At 55.7% G+C, this 20,392-nt stretch carries 12 protein-coding genes; 5 read left to right on the top strand and 7 right to left on the bottom strand.

The features are described 5' to 3' along the window. Window positions 1–251 precede the first annotated feature (251 nt). The gene (locus ABD735_RS07735; protein WP_344805018.1) at window positions 252–1,499 is read left to right on the top strand and encodes a tyrosine-type recombinase/integrase; all 1,248 of its coding nucleotides are present in this window, start codon (window positions 252–254) and stop codon (window positions 1,497–1,499) included. 4 nt (window positions 1,500–1,503) lie between these two features. Here ABD735_RS07735 and ABD735_RS07730 read toward each other — a convergent pair whose 3' ends face one another. From ABD735_RS07730 to fnr, 5 genes are all read right to left on the bottom strand, one after another. Then, complete coding sequence (locus ABD735_RS07730) at window positions 1,504–3,921, bottom strand: ATP-binding protein (protein WP_344805016.1); 2,418 nt, start codon at window positions 3,919–3,921, stop codon at window positions 1,504–1,506. A gap of 217 nt (window positions 3,922–4,138) precedes the next feature. Further along, a complete protein-coding gene (locus ABD735_RS07725) occupies window positions 4,139–4,477 on the bottom strand; it encodes a c-type cytochrome (protein WP_344805014.1) in 339 nt (112 codons plus the stop codon). Window positions 4,478–4,631: 154 nt separating this feature from the next. Further along, window positions 4,632–5,975: an NADP-specific glutamate dehydrogenase gene (gene gdhA, locus ABD735_RS07720; RefSeq protein WP_425548583.1), complete on the bottom strand. Its 1,344-nt coding sequence runs from the start codon at window positions 5,973–5,975 to the stop codon at window positions 4,632–4,634. Window positions 5,976–6,194: 219 nt separating this feature from the next. Next, window positions 6,195–7,607 (bottom strand): copper-containing nitrite reductase, encoded by a 1,413-nt coding sequence (gene nirK, locus ABD735_RS07715; RefSeq protein WP_344805012.1) that lies wholly within the window; start codon window positions 7,605–7,607, stop codon window positions 6,195–6,197. A 141-nt stretch (window positions 7,608–7,748) separates the two neighbouring features. After that, window positions 7,749–8,510 (bottom strand): fumarate/nitrate reduction transcriptional regulator Fnr, encoded by a 762-nt coding sequence (gene fnr, locus ABD735_RS07710; protein WP_344805010.1) that lies wholly within the window; start codon window positions 8,508–8,510, stop codon window positions 7,749–7,751. A 140-nt stretch (window positions 8,511–8,650) separates the two neighbouring features. On the opposite strand from fnr, the gene hemN reads away from it, so the two are divergent. Beyond that, a complete protein-coding gene (gene hemN, locus ABD735_RS07705) occupies window positions 8,651–10,054 on the top strand; it encodes an oxygen-independent coproporphyrinogen III oxidase (RefSeq protein WP_344805008.1) in 1,404 nt (467 codons plus the stop codon). On the opposite strand, the gene ABD735_RS07700 is transcribed toward hemN, so the two are convergent. Together ABD735_RS07700 and ABD735_RS07695 are read right to left on the bottom strand one after the other, a co-directional pair. After that, window positions 10,029–12,647, bottom strand: a complete 2,619-nt coding sequence (locus tag ABD735_RS07700; RefSeq protein ID WP_344805006.1) for an EAL domain-containing protein — start codon at window positions 12,645–12,647, stop codon at window positions 10,029–10,031. The two genes, hemN and ABD735_RS07700, sit on opposite strands and share 26 nt — an antisense overlap. Window positions 12,648–12,909: 262 nt before the next feature. Beyond that, window positions 12,910–15,663, bottom strand: coding sequence for a peroxidase family protein (locus tag ABD735_RS07695; protein WP_344805004.1), 2,754 nt, complete (start codon window positions 15,661–15,663; stop codon window positions 12,910–12,912). A gap of 221 nt (window positions 15,664–15,884) precedes the next feature. Between ABD735_RS07695 and ABD735_RS07690 the strand changes: the two genes are divergently transcribed. The 3 genes from ABD735_RS07690 (at window position 15,885) to ABD735_RS07680 (ending at window position 20,337) form a co-directional block, all read left to right on the top strand. After that, on the top strand, window positions 15,885–18,527 hold the full coding sequence (locus ABD735_RS07690) for a winged helix-turn-helix domain-containing protein (protein WP_344805002.1): 2,643 nt from the start codon (window positions 15,885–15,887) through the stop codon (window positions 18,525–18,527). 23 nt (window positions 18,528–18,550) lie between these two features. Next, a complete protein-coding gene (locus tag ABD735_RS07685; protein ID WP_344805000.1) occupies window positions 18,551–19,111 on the top strand; it encodes a DUF4136 domain-containing protein in 561 nt (186 codons plus the stop codon). Between the two features lie 80 nt (window positions 19,112–19,191). Further along, a complete protein-coding gene (locus ABD735_RS07680) occupies window positions 19,192–20,337 on the top strand; it encodes a trypsin-like peptidase domain-containing protein (protein WP_344804998.1) in 1,146 nt (381 codons plus the stop codon). The last annotated feature ends 55 nt before the right edge of the window (window positions 20,338–20,392 follow it).

The raw sequence follows: 20,392 nt of genomic DNA, 5'->3' as shown, positions 1-20,392 counted from the left end.
TCCCTCGAGCCAGTCTTTGATTGTTAGTTATACACGAACTGTAGTCTTTTCTGTCGCGGATCGCCTGGCAGCGTATTACTGAGGTTGTTGCCGTAGATGCTCATTGTCAGGGGCCAGATATTTCGCAGAAGCCTGGCGTGGTACAAGTGCGCCTCCGTTGGATCGTTCGCGGCAGTGCCACATGGGTGCTGCATTCGTCTACAATGAGTCTGCCTGCCCCCTCCGCAGCCATCCAATTACAGTGAGACCGAATGTCAGAACCGAGCTTTACCGCCAAGCCGCTGTTCGATACGCATCGCGTATTCGTCAAGTTGCCGATGGGATTGACCATGCTCGAGCAATATCCTGGCAGCCTGACCATGCTCAAAAAGCTCATCGAAGCCATGCCGGGGGTGAAGGACGACTTTATCGGAGCGCAGCGTTTCCTCAAGAGTTACTCGCGCAAGAGCGAGAAAACCTTCACCAGTTTCAGAAATGAAGTTGAGCGTTTTCTGTTGTGGAGCTGGCTCGTCGCTGAACGGCCAGTGTCGAACCTCAAGCGTTCGGACATCGAAAACTACTTCGATTTTTTGCATTCGCCGCCGCTTCACTGGATTGGTACTGCAACAATGAAGCGCTTCATTTACGACAGCAACCTTGATCAATATACGGTGAACCCGGCCTGGCGGCCCTTCGTTGCGCGCGAGACTACAGCTGAAGAGAAGAAGGGTTACAAGCCAAGCCATAGTGGCAGCGCCCTCGCCTATTCCGCCATCAGTGTGTTCTACGATCACATGGTGCAGGAAGACATGATCCTGGGAAACCCGATACCTGGCATTCGCAAGGCATCGCCCTATCTGATCAAGGATGCACAGATGAAGCAGGTCAAGCGTTTGTCGGCGCTGCAATGGGATTATGTGTTGGAAACGACCTGCGCAGCGGCGGTGGAGCAGCCTGAGCTCGAGCGCACGATCTTCATCATCGCCTGCCTGAAGTCACTCTACCTAAGAATCTCTGAGCTATCAGACCGTACGCAGTGGGTGCCTGTCTGGGAACATATCTGGCGTGACCATGAGGGCAACTGGTGGTTCAAGGCCTTCGGCAAGGGCCGAAAGATACGCGACATTTCAGTCTCGGAAGCGATGTGGACCTATATCCAGCGCTACCGGGAGTATCGCAACATGCCAGAACCCCCTGCCCCCGGTGACAAGGAGCCGCTGCTCAACTCACGTAACGGCGGTGGCCTGACCAGTCGACAAATTTCAAGACTCGTGCAGGATGCTTTCGATATCGCTTATGCCAAGATGGTCAGCGATGGCTTCAAGAACGATGCCAAGGAATTGCGCCATGCCACAACCCACTGGCTTCGCCATACAGGTGCATCACAGGATATTGCTACCCGCCCGCTCAAGCACATGGCCGATGATCTCGGTCATGCCAGCATGGGCACGACCGATCGGGTGTACATACAGTCTGACATGAAGGAGCGGGCTGCTACCGGCAAGAACAGACGGGTCTGAAGCGTTACAGAGTGCGGAGCCTGTGGTTTGCAATCTGCGCCAGATATAGATTGAGTGCAGGCAGATCCACTGGCTTTGCGAAAAGATCGTCAAACCCTGCCGCAAATGCTTCCTGACGATCCTTCTGCTGAGCGTAGCCCGTCACCGCGATCAACACAGCGCTAGTGGTGGCGGGTGCGACACGCAGCGAGCGAGCGAGACTGTAACCATCCATATCGGGCAGGCCGATATCCAGTAAACAGACATCAGGTAAAAAAGCGTCCAGGCTATCGAGTGCTTCGCGAGCAGTGTAAGTCGTCAGCACCTGATGTCCGAGGGTTTCCAGCAAGAGTGCCAGCGTTGTAGCAGCATCCTCATTGTCGTCAACGATGGCAATACGCAAAGACTGGCTCTGCCGCATGTCATGATGAGCCATTTGCCGGTCCGATGTACCTGTCTGGCAAGCTCGTGGCAATTCGACTTTGAATGTGCTGCCTTGCCCGGGGCCGTCACTGGACCCGACAATGGACCCGCCGTGCAGCGCCAACAAGCTACGAACGAGCGCAAGGCCAATACCCAACCCACCCTGACTACGATCAAGTCCTCTATGCCCTTGCGAAAACAGTTCGAACGCACTGCAGATGAGTTCTGCACTCATGCCAATGCCATTGTCGATAACTGACAGCTCGACAGTCTCTGCGGTGGTGGCCAGTACCAGCCTGATCTCGCCACCATCTGGCGTGTATTTCGCAGCATTGTTAAGCAGGTTTGTCGTAATCTGGACGAGGCGCTTGCGATCTCCGATCACTGTCGCAGTGGCCGGTGCCAGCTGAACGCTTAATTGATGTCGATGCTTTTCGATCAAGGGGCGTACCTGCTCCAGAGCGTCAGTAATGACGTCCTTTAGATCAGTCTCCGTTTTCTCGATCTCGACGTTGCCACGAGTCACCCGTGAGACATCCAGCAAATCATCGATGAGGCTCGTCATGTGTTTCGCCTGACGTGCGATGATGGCACTGGTTCGCCGCACCGTCAGCGTATCGATATTCGCTCCAGACAGAACGGCCGCAGCCGAAGTGATTGGTGCAAGCGGGTTACGGAGCTCATGGGCGAGCATAGCCAGAAACTCATCCTTCTTCTGATCTGCCTGGCGCAGGTCCTCCTCGGTTCGCTTCTGCTCAGTGACGTCGATAACGATACCACTCATACGTTCGGGCTTGATATTGGAGCCATATACACTCCCGTGAACAGCAATCCAATGAAGACTGTCGTCCGGCCATATCACGCGACATTCGAATTGCCAATCTGTCTGCGTCGCCAACGATGACTGAAACCGGCTGAGCACCTCGTTTCGATCATCAGGGTGAACATGCTCGATAAAAGACTTCATGCTCCAGTGTTCTATGGGCGTCGAATACCCAAAACACTGATCGTGACGCGAGGAACGATACGAAGTGTCATTGACAAGATCGAGATCCCAATCACCAATTTCGGCAGCTTTAAGGGTAAACTCCAGCCGATCCGCTGTCTGGCGCCATCGGCTTTCGGCCTCTTTCCGCTGCGTGATATCCCTATAAAAGATCGCAAGCCCATCGATAGCTGGATAAGCGCGCACATCAAGCCAGCAACTTCGTCCGTCAGCGAAGGCATGATGCTGTTCAAAGCTTTCAGCCAGCCGGTCTTTCATGGCGCGCCGATAATGTTCCGCCAGCGGCAGTGCTTCGGATCCTGGCCATGCTTCCCAGTGCGTCTTTCCCAGGATGTCCTCTGCAGTAAATGCCTCGAATCTTAAAGCGCCTGCATTGATCTGACGTATTCGAAATTCGTTATCGAGTAAGACGAAGCCTTCGTCCATGCCTTCCAGAAGCCGGCGACTCTGGTCGCGCTCGACCTGAAGCTCCTGCTGAATCTCCATTTGCCGACCAAAAAGCAGTTGCTGCTCCATGACGGCTTTTCTGAGCTCGATCTGACTCATGATCTGTTGCGCCAGCGTGTCGAGAATGAACTGTTCCTGCTCTGTAAGCCCTGCCGGCCTGGGCTTCACATCAAGCGCACAGAGCGTGCCCAGCGCGACACCCTCAGACGTCTCCAGCCGGGCGCCAGCATAGAATCGTAGGCCGGGGTCGCCCACCACAAGAGGGTTGCACTCGAAACGCACGTCGCTCTTGGTATCCGGAATGATCATTTGCCCAGGTTGAAGTATGGCAAATTTGCATATCGAATCGTCGAGTGGCATCTCGCGGGTGCCCAGTCCAAGCTCAGACTTGAACCACTGCCGCCCCTCCGCGATGAGGTTGACTGCGGCAATTGGCACATTGAGCAACTGACTCAATAACCTGACCACATCATCGAATGACTTCTCCACGGGTGTGTCGAGAATTCCATAACTATCGAGAATTGCCAGACGATGGATTTCGTCAGCGGGTGTGTTGGTCGGGGTCATTCGGGACATCCAGAATCAAAACTGAACTCTAGCACGACGCGTGGATCTGGTCGCTGACGAGAAATACGTCTCTGTTGCTTTCAGCCTGGATGTTGGAAAGCATGTGCCTGGCGGCCACCGTACATGTGGCTGCCAGGTGAAGTCTCCATGCCTACCTGACTATGGGAAGCATCATTGTCCTGATGCTGTCGACATTGATCTGATCACGGAGCGTGGTTTACTTGCCACCTGGTTTGAGGCTGGCGTAATAGGCTGCAAGATTGGCCATGTCGGCCTCGCTCAGGCCAGCGGCCTGACCGTGCATGACGACGGCCTGACCACCGGTGCGGGTCTTGTTCTTGTAAGCAGTCAGGGCACTGATGATATAGGCGGCGTTCTGTCCTGCAAGGTTGGGATACATCGGAATGGTAGCGATGCCGTCCTGACCATGACAGGCGGCACACACCGCTGCCTTGGCCTTTCCAGCCTCTGCATCGGCAGCCTGTGCGGATACGGAAGCCAGACCTGCTAGAACGGTAAAACCTGCCACAACTACAGTGCTGAATGATCTTCGCATTACTGTACTCCTACTTTGACTTTATAATTCATCTCAAATCTATGTTTTCAATTTAATACACAGCTGACCATGCTACAACTGCATTCAGCTCAGCGGCCGGACTTATTTTGCGCCCTGAGCTATCGCGTTCAGTCTCCATTGAATCTTATACGTCTCAAACGACGCCCTGCGCCAGCATGGCATCCGCAACCTTGACGAAGCCAGCGATATTGGCACCAGTCACGTAGTCGGTATACTCGCCTTCGTCCTCCTTGCCATAGGACACGCAAGCCTTGTGGATACAGGACATGATGGTGTGCAGCCTGTTGTCTACTTCAGCTTCCGACCAGTGCTGTCGCATCGAATTCTGCGCCATCTCGAGGCCGCTGACTGCTACGCCACCAGCGTTGGAGGCCTTGCCAGGTGCGTAAAGAATCCGCGCTTCCTGCACCGTATGGATGGCCTCCAGCGTCAATGGCATATTGGCCCCTTCACTGATGCAGAAACAGCCGTTATCGAGCAGCGTTTTTGCGTCGTCTACATCGAGCTCGTTCTGGGTGGCGCAAGGCAAGGCAATATCGCAGCGATATTGCCAGGGCTTCGCACCTTCTTCGAACTTGAGATTGAACTTTTTCGCCAGCTCACTGATGCGACCACGCCGCTCGTTCTTCAGCTCCATCAGATACTGCCATTGTTCCATGGTGAAGCCATCCGGGTTGTGAACGACGCCATCTGAGTCGGACATGGTCACCACCAGCGCGTCAAGTTCGATAGCTTTGTGAGCGGTGAACTGGGCGACGTTTCCGGACCCTGAAATGGCGAGTTTCTGGCCAGCTATTTCCTTGTTTTTCGTTTTCAGCATAGCCTCGACAAAATAGATCAGACCGTAGCCAGTAGCTTCCGGTCGGAGGATGCTGCCGCCATAGCTCAGTCCTTTGCCGGTGAAAGTGCCAGTGACTTCGTTCCGCAGTTTTCGGTACATGCCGTACATGTATCCCACTTCCCTGCCGCCCACACCAATGTCACCAGCTGGAACATCTGTTTCCGGCCCTATATGCCGGTAGAGCTCGGTCATGAAGGCCTGACAGAAGCGCATCACCTCATTGTCGCTCTTGCCCTTCGGATCGAAGTCCGCCCCACCCTTCCCGCCGCCAAGTGGCAGCGTTGTCAGTGAGTTTTTCAGAACCTGCTCGAACGCGAGAAATTTCAAAACACTGAGATTGACCGAAGGATGAAATCTCAAGCCACCCTTATACGGGCCGATGGCACTGTTCATCTGCACCCGATAGCCGCGGTTGACGTGAACCTTGCCAGCGTCATCCACCCACGGCACACGGAATTGAATGATGCGTTCTGGTTCGACGAAGCGCTCGATCAGCCCCTGCTTCTGATAGTCCTTGCACTTCTCGATGAAGGGCCACAGCGTTGACAGGACTTCCTCGACAGCCTGATGAAATTCAGGCTGATGGGGATCTTTCTCACGCACACTATCGAGTGTTTGCTCCAGCGACATCTGCATTTTCAAGCCTCTTGCTTCGATACATTGTTTATATCACCACGACCGTCGGCTAGGCGCCTGGTCGGCATGAGAGTTGTTTACGCCCAGTTTGAGCAGACAGTCTGATTCACCAATGCCGCCTGATCCAAACCGTTCCGTTTCAGGACGGTCCGTACACTTGGCATAGCGCATAAAAAAACCCGCATTACGCGGGCTGGAAAGCGTGATCAGACGTTGGTATCAGTGACCAGAGTTTGGGTCAATGTCCCCGTGCGCCTTGAAGATCTCATGGTTCTCCTCGCCAACCACATGGAGTATGCCTACAAGCCCTTTCTCGAGTCTGGACAGCGCGTGGTCAACCAGGATGTACTTGCCTGGCACCTCTGTCCCGAACTCGACCATTGTGGCGCCACCCGGTGCGACTGTAGTGGTCTGAATGTTTTTCAGCGGCGGAGAAGTCAGGTCGCCCTGGTTGTAGACGCTGTCGAAAATCTCACCGATCACGTGGAAGCTCGAGGTCAGATTCGGACCACCTACGCCAAAGTAAATGCGAACCTTTTCACCAACCTTGGCCTCCATTCTGTGAGTCTTGGACAGTGCGCCCATAGTGCCGTTGAAGGTCAGGTGCTCAGGGCGCTCATCCAGCAGCTTCTCGAGTGAAAACTCATGCTCACCCTGTGTGCCATGTTTCTGAGCAGTGTAGAGCTCACCCTGCATCACATAAAACTCGCGATCGACCGGGTGCAGGCCACCTTCAGGCTCGACCAATATCATGCCGTACATGCCGTTTGAAATATGTTGTGCCACCATCGGCGTGGCACAATGGTAGACGTAAAGCCCGGGGTTGAGCGCCTTGAAGTCGAAGCTCTTGGTTTGTCCAGGAGCCGCCTGGGTGACTGCTGCCCCACCGCCAGGGCCAGTCGTTGCGTGGAAGTCGACGGAGTGGATATGGCTGCTGTCGGCCTTGTTCGCCATGTTGACGGTCACTGTATCGCCAACCCGCACCCGAATGAAAGGGCCTGGGACCTTGTCGTTAAAGGTCCAGTAACGATAAGTGGTGCCGTCATCCAGCTGGCCGAGCACTTCGGTGGTCTCGAGGTCGACAGTCACAGACTGCGGTCCACGCTTGCCCACAGGCTTGCCAACCTGTGTTGGATCCATGGATACATCGATGCCTTTCGGCTCCTGCTTCGCAGCCTTGGCGCCGCCGACGATGATCTTGCCGATCATGCCGGCCTGGACGTGACCCGGCAGCGTGCAGATGTACTTGAATTCGCCGTTCTTGTCGGCACGGAACACTACCGCTGTGCTCGAGCCCTTGGCTGAAATATTGTCTGAATCGACTTTGAAGTCAGGCAGTGCAATATCGTGAGTAGCGCCATCGCCGTTGACCAGGTTGATCTGGACGACTGCACCTTCTGCCACTGTCAGGTCGGGGTTGATCTGGCCGTCAATATTGCCGCCGACACCGATGAAGACCAGTCTGCCGTCTGCAATGTCCGTGCGAAGGGTAAACTTCACATCTGGACGATAGGTGACCGCCTGGCCGTGACCGTTATGTGCGCCTGAGGTGTCGGCTGCCATGACAGGGTTGCCGATCACGGCACCGAGAAGGATGACGGCAATGGCTGAGCGAAGAATGTTCTTTTTCATAACGTCTACCTCTGATCAGGGAAGAATCCCGGCTCTGCCGACCTGGACAGAACTCATGAGCAGAAGATAGCGTCAATCGGCTGCGGCTTTCTTGATATGAGTCAAATGGAATACATGTTTTAGATGGAAGTCGTTCTGGACTCAGAGCACGTTACGCGGAGAACAATGCGACAGCAGTGCTTTCAACCTTTCCATATCGATGATATCGACACGTTTCTTGTCGACTGTGATATAGCCTTCGTCCTGCAGCTTTGAAAAAGTACGGCTGACCGTCTCCAGCTTGAGCCCCATGAAACTGCCTATCTCCTCACGAGTCATCCGCAAATGAAAGCCGGAGGCTGAATAGCCGCGCGCAGCATTCCGTTGCGACAGATTCAGCAGGAAGGCTGCTACACGTTCTTCAGCACGCATATTGCCCAACAGCATCATCACACTCTGATCACGAACGATTTCGCGGCTCATGATGCGGTGGAACTGTCGCTGTAGCGCAGGAATCTCGCGTATCAGGTTTTCTAGACGAGTGAAAGGAATTTCACACACCTCACTGTCTTCCAGGGCCGTGGCATGACAGGCATGAATATCGGTACTGATGGCGTCGACGCCCATGATTTCGCCGGTCATGTGAAACCCCGTCACCTGTTCACGACCGTCTTCCGTCAGCGCGTGAGTCTTGAAGAAACCGCGACGAATGGCGTAAAGGGACTCGAAATGGGTGCCAGCCTGATAGAGATGCTCGCCTCGCCTGACGCTGCGACGCTGATCGATCAACAGGTCCAGCTGGCTGAGGTCGGCATCGGGCAATCCAAAGGGCAGGCAAAGTTCTGCCAGACTGCAATTGGAACAGGCCAGCTTGAGCGCATGAAGAACGGGCTTTTGATTATCCTTGACGACTGCTTCAGACATGAGACCTCTGTGCCTGTTGATCTGACTGTTAAGTGTCTGGGGGGAAGAGATTATCATAGATTAAGTTGCATTTGATCCACATCAAATCTGGAGGCGCGCTGCTCCGCTAGAGTAGCCACTATACACCCTGGTGAGCCCCCATGATGAACAGACCGCAGAGCGACCTGAATATCGAGGTCGACACCGACCTCATTGGACGGCTCGACCGCAATGGGCCGCGTTATACCTCATATCCCACAGCCGATCGCTTTGTCGAAGCCTTCGATGCCGGGACCTATGCGGCCTGGGCTGAACAAAGCAGTCTGGCCGGTCGCGTTCGTCCATTATCGCTCTATTTCCATCTGCCATTCTGCAACACGCTGTGCTATTTCTGCGCCTGCAACAAGATCGTCACCAAAGACCGCTCGCTGTCGGTGAAGTACGTCGACTATCTCATCAGGGAAATGGCGCTGCAACGGGCACTGTTTGGCGAGCATCCGGCCGTCAGCCAGCTGCACTGGGGCGGCGGTACGCCAACCTTCCTGCCTGCCGATCAGATGGAGCGATTGATGGCGGCCACAAGGTCGCAGTTCCGCCTGTTGGAGGACGCGGAAATCAGTATCGAGATCGACCCACGCAAGGTCGATGCCGGAACGATGGCTGTACTGGGGCGTATTGGTTTCAACCGTATCAGTGTGGGTATTCAGGATTTCAATTCAAAGGTACAAAAGGCCGTCAATCGCATCCAGTCGCTGGAACAGACGCGGTTGGTCATCGAATCGGCACGGGAGCATGGCGCCAGATCAGTCAATATCGATCTCATCTACGGCTTGCCCCATCAGACCCTCGAAGGCTTCACTAAAACGCTGAATCAGGTCATTGAACTGAGCCCCGACCGCCTGTCGATCTACAACTATGCGCATATGCCCGCAATGTTCAAACCACAGCGACGGATTCAGGAAGACGATCTGCCGAGCAGGGAGACCCGGCTGGCCTTGCTGAAACTCGCCATTTCGATGCTGACCAGGGCTGGCTACGTCTATATCGGTATGGACCACTTTGCCAAGGCGGATGACGAACTGACCATCGCCCAGCAGCAGGGTCGTTTGCAGCGCAACTTTCAGGGCTATTCGACCCACGCTGACTGCGATCTCGTGGCCATGGGCATTTCAGCTATTGGCAAGGTCGGCCCCTGCTATAGTCAGAACGTCAAGGACCTGGCCGAGTATTATGATCGGCTCGATCGCGACGAATTGCCGGTCCTGAGGGGGATTCAGCTCAGCGCCGACGATCTGCTGCGGCGTTCGCTCATTCAGAATCTGATGTGTCAGTTCGAAGTCTCACTCGAGGCCTTGCAGATTGCCTACCTGGTGGACTTTCACCACTATTTTGCGCGCGAGCTGCCCGTTCTGCGCGAGTACGAACGTGAAGGCCTGTTGACGCTCGACGATGAATGGCTGGTGGTGACACCAAAAGGCCGTCTCCTCATCCGCAACATCTGCATGGTCTTCGATCAATACCTGCAGGCCGACCAGCTCATCAAGCGTTATTCCAGGGTGATATAGACCTTGCCGTGCGATCCGCGCCAGGCAACGAGCCCTGCAGCCCTCGCTCGGACAGCCAGTCCAGCAGCGCCGGTAATGGCATTGGCCTGGCCAGGAAATACCCCTGGATGAGGTCGCAGTCCAGATCGATGAGGATATCCAGCATTTCCTGGTTCTCCACGCCCTCGGCAACGACCCTGTAGCCGAGGTTCTGTGCCATCTCGAGGGTCGTCTTGACGATGACCTGATCATCGGTGCTGCTGGTCAGATCGAACACGAGCGATTTGTCGATCTTGATCTCATCGATAGGCAGCTTCTTGATGTAGGACAGTGAAGAATACCCGGTCCCGAAGTCATCGATGGACAACAGCACGCCGATCTTCTTCAAACGGAAAAGCTCCTCACTGGCCCGTATCGGATTGTCCATCATCGCCGTTTCAGTCAATTCCAGCATGATGTCCTGCGGTCGGACGCCAAACTCTTCGAGCATGAATGCCACCTGCTGGGCGAAGTCGGGCTCCTTCAGGTTCACCGCAGAAATATTGATCGAGAACTGCAGGGGAAAGCCGCCCGCAGTCAGCTCCGAGTGCGCTTTTAGCGTGTTGCGAATGACCCATCGCGTCAGTGGTGTGATGATGCCGGTGCGCTCTGCCAGCGTTACAAATTCGTCCGGCGGTATGAAGCCATATTCAGGATGCTTCCAGCGCACCAGCGTCTCGACCCCGATAATCCGGTTCCGTTTCAAGTCCAGCTGCGGTTGGAAGTGCAGGTCGAGGCCGTCGTGACTGATCGCCTTGTCGAGCTCAGCCATGAGTGTCAGACGACGTTCGTTATATACATCGAAGCTTTCGTCGTAGAAGGCGAGATTGTCCTGCGCCTGCCCTGCCATATCGAGCGCGATATGGGCCTTGCGCATCACATCCTCTAGTTCCTTGGCATCTGCAGGGAAGCGCACGATACCGATCTTGGCGCCGGGATCCAGCGTCAGGTGATCGAATTGCACGCTCTGACGGACTTCGGCATCCAGCTGCAGCAGCCTGGCATCCAGCGCCCCATCCTCGGTTACCGCAATGTTTTTTAGCAGCAGCCCCATGGTGACGCCTTCGGTACTGGCAAGGCAAACCTGCGACCCCTGGCGAGACTCGAGGGTAATGCTGTCCTGAAGCGAAACACAGAAAGTGCTGAGTCTTGTCGCTATCTGGCACAACAGCCGGTCAGCATTATCGTGACCAAGGGTCTTGTCTATCTCGTGGAAGCGGCTGAGATGTATCAGACAAACCATGAAGGGCTGCGAGGCGTCTGCCGTAATCAGCTCGCGAATCCTCTTTTCGAACAATACGCGATTTGGCAGGCCCGTAACCACGTTATGGGTGGCCTGCAGTACCAGCTGATGTTCAGCGCTGAGACGCTCTTCAGCATCCCTGATACTTCTTCGGTGAGCAGCCACCCTATCGTTCCGTTCGCGATAGATGCGATCGACAATGGCGATCGACAGCAGCATGGCTTCCAGCGCCGAACCAATCTGTACGCCGTAGGTCGTCAGAAACGACTCGCTCAGAAAGCCAATCTTGTAAAGCATGGTCGAGAGAATGCCGATCGACAGGCCCACCCAGGCAAAGGTGAAGAATCTGGCCTCCCGCACACCGCGCCACCACAGCACAGGGCCGGTCAACAGCAGCATCACAGATACTGGAATAGTGAGGTAGGCTGAGGTCATCAGCGATGTCTCAGGCCTCAAAAAGGGCAACATGGCCAGGCATAGGATGCTGGCAGCGATGGCGAGGCGGTATCCGAGATTCAACAGCGGACTGTGCTTGTCGACACGCAGGAAATTCTGCGCGAAGAGGCAGCCGAACAAAACTGATGCCGGAATGTTGATCTGTATGAGCCAGTACTGCATTGCCGGCGAATCCGGCCAGAAGTACTCAAAGGTCCGACCATGCAAGGTGGACTGCAACAGCAACAAGGTGGCCACGAAGAGCACATAATACAGGTAGGTCTTTTCCCGCAGGGCGTAATAGATCATCGAGTTGAACAGGATCAGGAAAATGAGAATGCCGTAGTAAATCGAGTTCAGCTGTGCGGCGATGACATCATGCAGGTGGAAGGCCCGCTCGTTCCAGAGCGTGATCGGGAACTCCATAGGACCCGATTCCTTTACCCGAAACATATAGGTATAGATTTCGGCAGGCTCGAGCGTCACTGGAAACAGAAAATTCGGATGCGCAACTATTCGTTGGGAGAACGGATATAGATCACCTGTGACGCCAGACTGCACCGGCTCGCCATTCCGAAGAAGTTGATACTCGATATGGTCTATAAAGGGTGCATGGACATCAAGCAGCTTGTCCAGCGGCTTATTGGTGGTGTTGACAAAGTCGACCCGAAACCAGAATACGGCGCTGGAATAGCCAAAGTTCGCAGTGCCTATTCCCGTCTCCTGCCAGGCCCCCTCTCCGCTGGTGAGGCTGTCGAACGACAGCCGTCCACCTTCATCCTCGATATAATAGAGCGTCGGAGTATGCTCCGCGCTTCCATCTACCAGGTCCGGTATGAGGGCATCGCTAGCCAGTATTTGGGGCGCCAGCAAAAGAAGGAGCCACAGACAAGCCATGAGGCGCCGCTGGACAGCAACGACCGAACAAGCAAACATGGTTAAAGATATCTGGAAAACATCTTACAACCGTAGCTGTGAACCGGCATTTTCGCCAATAGGTTGATCATTTCCTGTCCAATCTTCAATCTTCCAGAACGTGAGAACCAATATTCGGTCGAGTGTATTCTGGGCAAAAAAAAGCCGATGCAGCCCCTGGACTGCATCGGAAAGAAAGGCCGAGGGCGTCCGGTGTCGCCCCAGGTCGTCGGGAAGTCCCCTCCTATCGGTCTTCGTAACGCTGGTGCTTGAAGAAGATGCCAGAATCACCGAAGGCCGATGCTACGAATGCGGAGTTCATGACCAGCTCCCCAATCTTGGTCGCACTCTCACGACGCTCCCTGGCATAGCGACGGTTCAGTGACGGGAAGATCGAGCTTCTGATCGACTTGGTGGTGGCATAGACGTCGTAGACCTTTACACCCTCAGGCAGTGCCATCAGATCCTCACGGAAATCGTGTGGCTCTGATGAGAACATCCCGTTGAGCTCCTGACCGGGCACGAAGTAGAGTTGCGTTGGTGACTTGGGTGCAGCAACGGGACTACCATCCTGACGGGTTTCAGCCATTGCGTTGGCCATCAGCAGCGTCGGCTTGGTGCTCACGAGGGAAAACAGGATCGTGGAGCCAAGTGACTCATTGGCTTCAGGTGACACATAATTCGACATCTCGTTTGCAAAGAAGTCGTAGTTGTCGCCCTGCCCGGACAGCGTGTACAGCGCAGAAATGTTTTCTGAAGGTTTGCCATCAGCGAACAGCTTCAGAGCCAGGCCCGGCGCATAGCCGCGATCCGCAGGATCACCAGTCAGCGACAGTCTCAGCAGGCCTTCATCGGCACCTTCGAACAGCCCGGTATACTGACTGCCAGCTTCAGGTACGAACTTCACTCGTGCCACAGCAGCGCGTGGGTGAAGTGGCTTCTCATAGCCCGCTGGCGCGACGTCGCCTACGCGATTGACCTTGGTCCAGAGGATGGAATCGATCAGTCCACCGATATTGACTGGCGGAATCTCAGGTAACTCGTTTGCATCGTAGGCGGTGCGCATGACGCCATTGGTCCAGAGATGCTGCGCCTTGGCATCGGCATCCCACGACTCATACTCGGCAGGCATGTTGAGGCCCCAGGGCTTGAACGCGTTGTCCATGCCGACAAGGCTGCCAGACAGGTTCGGGTAGTGACGCTTGATGATGTCGACCATGGTGTTTTCCTCGACCCAGTCGATACCTTCCTGGGTATACACTTCGGCTCGATAGTCGCTGGTAAAGAAGCGGTCCGTCATTAGACGACGCGAGGCGTTGAGGATGAAGATCTGGAACGCGGTTTCACCAAAGCCAAAGCCATCCGGCCGGGTTTCTTCGGCCAGTTGACCAACCAGGGTATCGATCTGCTCGATATCGTTGTTGTAGAGCTGCTTGAGTTCGGCCAGCGTTTCCGGATCATCAGTCAGATCCTCAAATTTTGTGATGGGCTTGAGGCCGATCTGGCGACGGAACTCGTTATATCGGGGAACACCGCGCTCACGATCACGAAGTATATCGATGGTAGCCATGTCCAGCCTGCCGCGCACAGGCACGTCGAGATTCCGCATGAAATCAGGATAATTCTTCAGTGTCAGCGAACCCGGGTTGGTGATACCAAAGGAGTACCACATACGGTCGGCGCCTACGTCGTCGAGCAGGTCTTCAGCATCGCCATCGCGGGTCTCAGGCAGGGGGATCTTCTGGTCGACAATATTGGAGCCGATATCGTAGACATCGATGCTATCACGCAGCAATGGGTGCATGCGGTACACGGCCACAAACTCTTCGGTCAGGGTATACGGCACGTCATAGTCGCTCGGTGTCCGCGAGCCCACGAGACCGCCAAGGGCATGGTCGAGGAAGCCGGCATCGCCCTGCCCCAGATTAGAATTGAGGCCAATCAGTCTGAACAGGTTGCCCAGCTGGTTGAAGTTCTGGTTCAGGTTGTCGAGATCGTTCTGATACTTGTCACGCTTGTCGCGGTCGCCACCAAGCCCCCACCAATTGGCATACATCGCCCTTTCCAGTACAGGGTTGGCGAGGATTGCCGGCGTCCATTCGACGGTATGAATCTTGGCCATCAGCGCTGCGTTGACCAAGCGGGCGCGATCGTACAGCCACTCATCGCTGGCATCCGGGTAGGCTTCCGCGAGACGGTCGGCGATCGCGTTATGCTCAAGGGTGAACAGGCGATGCAGCATCGATAGACCCACCCACCAGTTCTCGTTGAAACCGGTCACCGGCTTGCCACTCATGAATTCGGTCGGCAGGGTTTGTTCATCGGTCACTTTGAGACGGCCGCCTTCGAAAGCGCGAACACTGTCATTGGTCGCCTGGTCGCTGCCGTAAAGTTGTGATCCATCCCACCAGTGGGTATTGACGTTCTGGAAGGTAGGTGGCAGATCAGCGTCGTCCCCGGTGCGGGTCGGGTCTGGCATCGTGCGCTTGACCACCATCTCACCCGTCCCGAGACTGTCGCCCGCTGGTAATGGAATGCGCATTGGATCTGCATCACTTTGCGGACCGTGGTCGAACCAGTCATGCACCATGAACTGGATCCAGGCCGCAGCAATGAAGTTGAGCGATGTGGCCGGTTTGAATTCATCGCCCCTCGCCATCAGCACATTACTGACTTCTCGCGGGTTGGGCGTCAGCAAGGTATCGGCGTTGTTTTCAGCCCAGACCGAAGCCGGATCCACGTTGCGACCGAACCGCCGGTACACCGAGCCCTCTGCCGGATTTTCCAGAATGTTACAGGTACCGTCGACGGTTCGAGCCATCAGGCTCCTGTCGTCGCAGACCAGGTTTGCGTTGTGCTTCGCCCACTGCTCCATGTCGAACATGTTGTTCTCGAGCAGATCAGTCCTCTCCGAGCTGAGGACAAGCAGCGCGCCCATGACGCCAATACTGCCAAAACTGGTGAGGGCCGGCCAGGTGACCCAGGGTGTTATCGCCATTTCTTGTTCTCCATTGCTATGTGTGTCCTGTGAGGTACAGCGCTGGCGACTCTAGCAGTGAAACAGGAAAAGCAATCCCCTACTTGGGTAGGGTAAGCTGTGGAACTGATAACTCTGTCACAATCGCCTGTGGCGCCTCCTGAGTAAGCTGCATTCAGTCGAACGGGCTAACGTCAGAGCCTGGCCACGAGAGGTATCTTCATGAAAGGACACAGCATTCAGTGAGTAGCATTGAACGGGGGTATGGGGTGGCGCGCATCCTGCGCCAGCCACTGATTACACTGCTCGACCATAGCGAACAGTTTCCATTGACTTTACTGATAGCACCAGCCGGTTCTGGCAAGTCGACCTTGCTGCATCACTGGGAGGCACTGTATCCCACTCGGCGCATCGTCAGGCTGGCGCTGGACGAACGGGATAACGATCCTCCGAGATTCTTTCGCCGACTGGCCGAAGCCCTGCGGGGGGTCATGCCCGGTTTCGACATCACCTGGTATGACCCCTTCCTGAAGGAGTTCAGGCCCTCAGGCAGCAGCATCGCCGAGTCGATGGCAGACGCCTTTGATCGTATTGATGGCGGACTGCATCTGGTGCTGGACGATTTTCAGCACATTGCAGCGCCCAGTATCATCGAGGTGTTCACCACCATGCTCGAACACCCTCCAGCCAGGTTACATGTGGTGCTGGCGACGCGAAACTACCCCACCTTCCCGCTGACGCGCATCAAACTAGCCGATAAATTGCTCGTTATTGACAGTCACGATCTCAAGGTGACCATCGAAGAGGTTCATCACCTGAATATTGGTCTCGGTGGTCAAGCGCTCTCTGCCGAGAATGCCGATCACGTGCTGGCCATGACGGAGGGCTGGCTCACGGGCGTGAAGATCGCGCTCCTGGCTGCTCTGGAGTCCGGACAGCAGGCGCTCCAGGGGTTTTCAGGCAACCAGGCTGAAGTGGTCGAATACTTCGGGCATGTTGTGCTCAAGGGCCTGCCGGACAGTCTCCGGCAGTTGTTTCTGCAGAGCTCGATCTTTGAATACTTCGATGGCGCCATTTGCGATGAAGTCCTGCAGCGAAGCGGCTCAGCGCTCCTGCTCGAGGACGTCGCCGCCCGGGAGCTGTTCATGCTGCCTGTGGAAGGTCGGCCGGGGTGGTTTCGCTATCATGCGCTGCTGCACGACTTTCTCCAGAACCGCTTGAAGATCGAGCAGCCAGATCTCATCGAAGACCTGCACCGCCGAGCCGCGCGGTATTTTCTCGCCCACGAGGATGAGGACCAGGCCTTACGACATGCGGAGCGCAGTGGGGACCAGGCCTTGTTCACCAGCACCCTCGAACGCTGCTTTGACGAGTGGATCCGCTACGGTCATTTCGGCAGAATACTCAAATGGTCTGATCAGCTGCCGGAGGAACTCATTCACGGCAATTACGACCTGGCGGCACCACTCATCTGCGGGCTGACGCTCTCGCGTCGTTTCCACCACGCGCGATACTACCTCGATGAGTTGAAGCTGAATCTGGAGCCACCCACTTCCGGACGTTATGCCGATGCCTACACCTGCACCTTCCTCGAGCTGCATCTGCAGCTGTTCCAGCATGATACTGACTTCTTCCAGGATGCCGATCTCGAGCTTTTGCTGCAGAGCAGCGGCCACCGTGATATTCGCGCATTCTCGCTGGCCATGATTGCCTACTACCACCTGCAGCACGCGCGGCTCGACCTCGCGCTGCAGCTGGCCACGCAGGCGCGTACGGTATTGCAGAAACTTGGCCACCACTTTCTGGCCAGCTACGCCGGGCTCATCATTGCCCTCTCACACCGGCAGAACAACTGCCTGCTCGAAGCCATGCAATGCGTCGAGGCACCCTTTGAAGATACGCCCCGGCTAACCCCGAGCTGGACCTTATGGGCGACCGGCAAGCTGGTCATCCTATATGAGCAGAACCGCCTGGATGAAGCGCGACTACTGTGTGAAGAGCTGCTGCCGCTGGTGAACGCCGCTTCGGCTACTGAAGTCATTGCAACGGTCTATCTCACGCTCTCGAGACTGCAGCATCATTTTGGCGAGTTTGTCAGCGCCAGGCGCCTGCTCGACAAGCTCTCGAATATTCTCAAGCTTGGCAATTACGAACGCTTCGTCAGTCAGGTCGCGCATGAGTCGATGCGTCAGGCTGTCGACCTCTGTGATGAGCCCCGCATTGCCGCCCTGGCCGAACAGTTTAATCTTGCGGAGGTGGTTCGGCAGGCCGCGGACAAGGTACCTGACTATAGCGAATGCCGTGAGCGCTATGGGCTCGCCGCCGTTTACTGGCTTACTCATCAAGGACAATTCGCCGAGGCTGGGGCTCTTCTCGATTCGTTGATCAGTGAGCTCAACCGCGCGGGCATCCGCAACAGAGCGCTTGTGAGCGAGGCGAATCTGCTGGTGCTGAAGGCCAGAGACCAGTCAGGTGCTGACAGGATGAAAGCACTGAAGGCCCTGCTGAGCCGCTTTGACCTATACAGCGTTTCCCGCGGTATCTTCGATGAAGCACCGGGGCTATCCGAATTGTTCCGGGACGCCTGCCAGAGCGGTTTACTCAGACCGCCTGAAGCTTATCTCGAGCGCTTCCAGAGCATCATTGAACAGGCGCAAGCGTCAGCACCTACGCCCACCGACCCCAGGTCGCTACTGACGAATCGGGAGCTCGAAATATTCAATTGTCTGCTACGCGGCCTCGCCAACGCGGACATCAGTCGCCAAACAGGCACGAGTCTCACCACGACCAAATGGCACCTGAAGAATATCTACAGTAAACTCGGGGTGTCCAACCGGACGGAAGCTGTTCTCAAAATGTCGCCCAACCTCACCTTCGTCCCCTGACGAATTATCTGGAGCGAATGCCGATGCCCCTGCACAGATCAGTCTTTATCGTCACTATCGCCCTGTTGACCTTCACACTGGCGGCCTGCCAGAGCGCATCCCGCCGCAACGTGCAGATGAGCTACGACGAACGCGTGGACTTCGCGAGCTATGAGAGCTTCCATGTCGAATTCGTTCGTCAGCAGCACCAGATTCTCGGTCTTACCTCCCTGATCGACAGCGCAATCCAGCAGGAGTTGATGGCCAAGGGGCTGACACCGGCTGCTCAAGAGTCGGCGGACCTGCTCGTTCGCTATACCACCGCCGTAGAGCGTACACAGGGGCCGAGGCTCGAGCAGATTCCAACTGGAGACGGGGTAATCACCCGCCCACTCATGGAACCGATCAATGAAGGGTCGATACTTGTCAATATCTTGGATCGCGCCAGCGGCGATATCATCTGGAAAGCCTCTTCTGTCAGTGACATTACCGGGGTGGATATCGAAGAGCTCTCGCAGGCGCAGGTCGATGAAGCCATTACCGAACTGTTCGAAGACTATCCCTCGAGCTCGATGTTCGATGGTCTGCTCCCACTCGTAAACTGAGCGCGAGCCACGCCCGGCAGGCTCGGCAGACTTGTCTATACTCGAATCATTGCGGCTAATCGAATGGGACGAGTACGGTCATGAGACGATTGAAAGAGTACTGCAAGCTGGGTGTGATCGGCTGTATCAGCTGCGCATTATCAATTAGCCTCGTGCAGGCCGAAATCTATAAGTGGAAAGATGCTTCCGGACGCTGGCAGTTCAGTGACAAGGCGCCGGACACCAAGGCGCCCGTCACAACGGTAGGCGGCAGTCAGGACCCCAGGGCAGAATCAGCAGAGCCGGCGTCGGTCGATGAGGACCATGACCTGCAGGCAAAATTGACTGCGCGTTACAAGCCTTCCACCACGATCGAAAAAGTCACGCTGGCAGTAGTGGGTGTGGAAAGTGTGCTTGGCCAGGGCAGTGGCTTTTTCGTGTCCGACACCGGCTATATCATTACCAATCGTCACGTAGTTCGACCCGAAGCTGACGGCAATAGCGAAAAGATCAGGGCGGCGCAGGTAGAAAATGAAAAGATCCTGGCCGAACGCAGGCGCGAACTCGAAGCTGAACGTGCCGAACTGCGCATCTACGAGAAGAAAATCCGCGATTACAAGTCTGACATCGACAGACGTAGCGAAAGCTCATCGAAGCAACTCGCACTCGATGACTATCTAGCCCACCAACGGCAGTACGACGCCAGGCGTCGTCAACTTGACAGCTACCAGTCCAGTTACGATGAAGTGGCCGAGCAGCACCGTCGTGAGATGGCGGATTACAACTTCAACAGCAGCCTGGCTGGGGCAGCGAAGCGCTTCAAGATCTATCTCAAGGACGATACGCAGCTTCAGGCCAATCTCATCCTTGTCAGCAGCGAGCACGACCTGGCCTTGTTGAAAGTGGACGGCTATCGCACGCCATCGCTGCCCACTGGAAACGACGCAGCCGCTCAGCAAGGCAACCCGGTGTTCGCAGTCGGCAGCCCCTTGGGCATGCGCGACTCGGTCACCTCCGGCATCATCACCCGAAGGCAAAAAGACTATCTGGTGACCGATGCGAGAATTCTACCGGGCAATAGTGGGGGTCCTCTGCTCAATCAGGCTGGTGAAGTCATTGGCGTCAATACACTCAAGTTTGCTCAAACTGCAGTGGCCGAAGGTTTCGGCCTGGCGATTCCGGTCTCGGTCGTCACGACAGCCTTCGATCGTTATCTCCCAGCGCCGGTCGCCAGCAACAGTCAATAAAGGACGGCCCGGAGCGGGCTGTCATCTCCTGTTCATCCCCCTGTCACATGGGTGC

The organism is Allohahella marinimesophila (genome assembly GCF_039538005.1).
Taxonomy (GTDB): domain Bacteria; phylum Pseudomonadota; class Gammaproteobacteria; order Pseudomonadales; family Oleiphilaceae; genus Allohahella; species Allohahella marinimesophila.
Note: the sequence above shows the minus strand (reverse complement) of the source record. Positions and strands in the feature narration are given on the sequence as shown.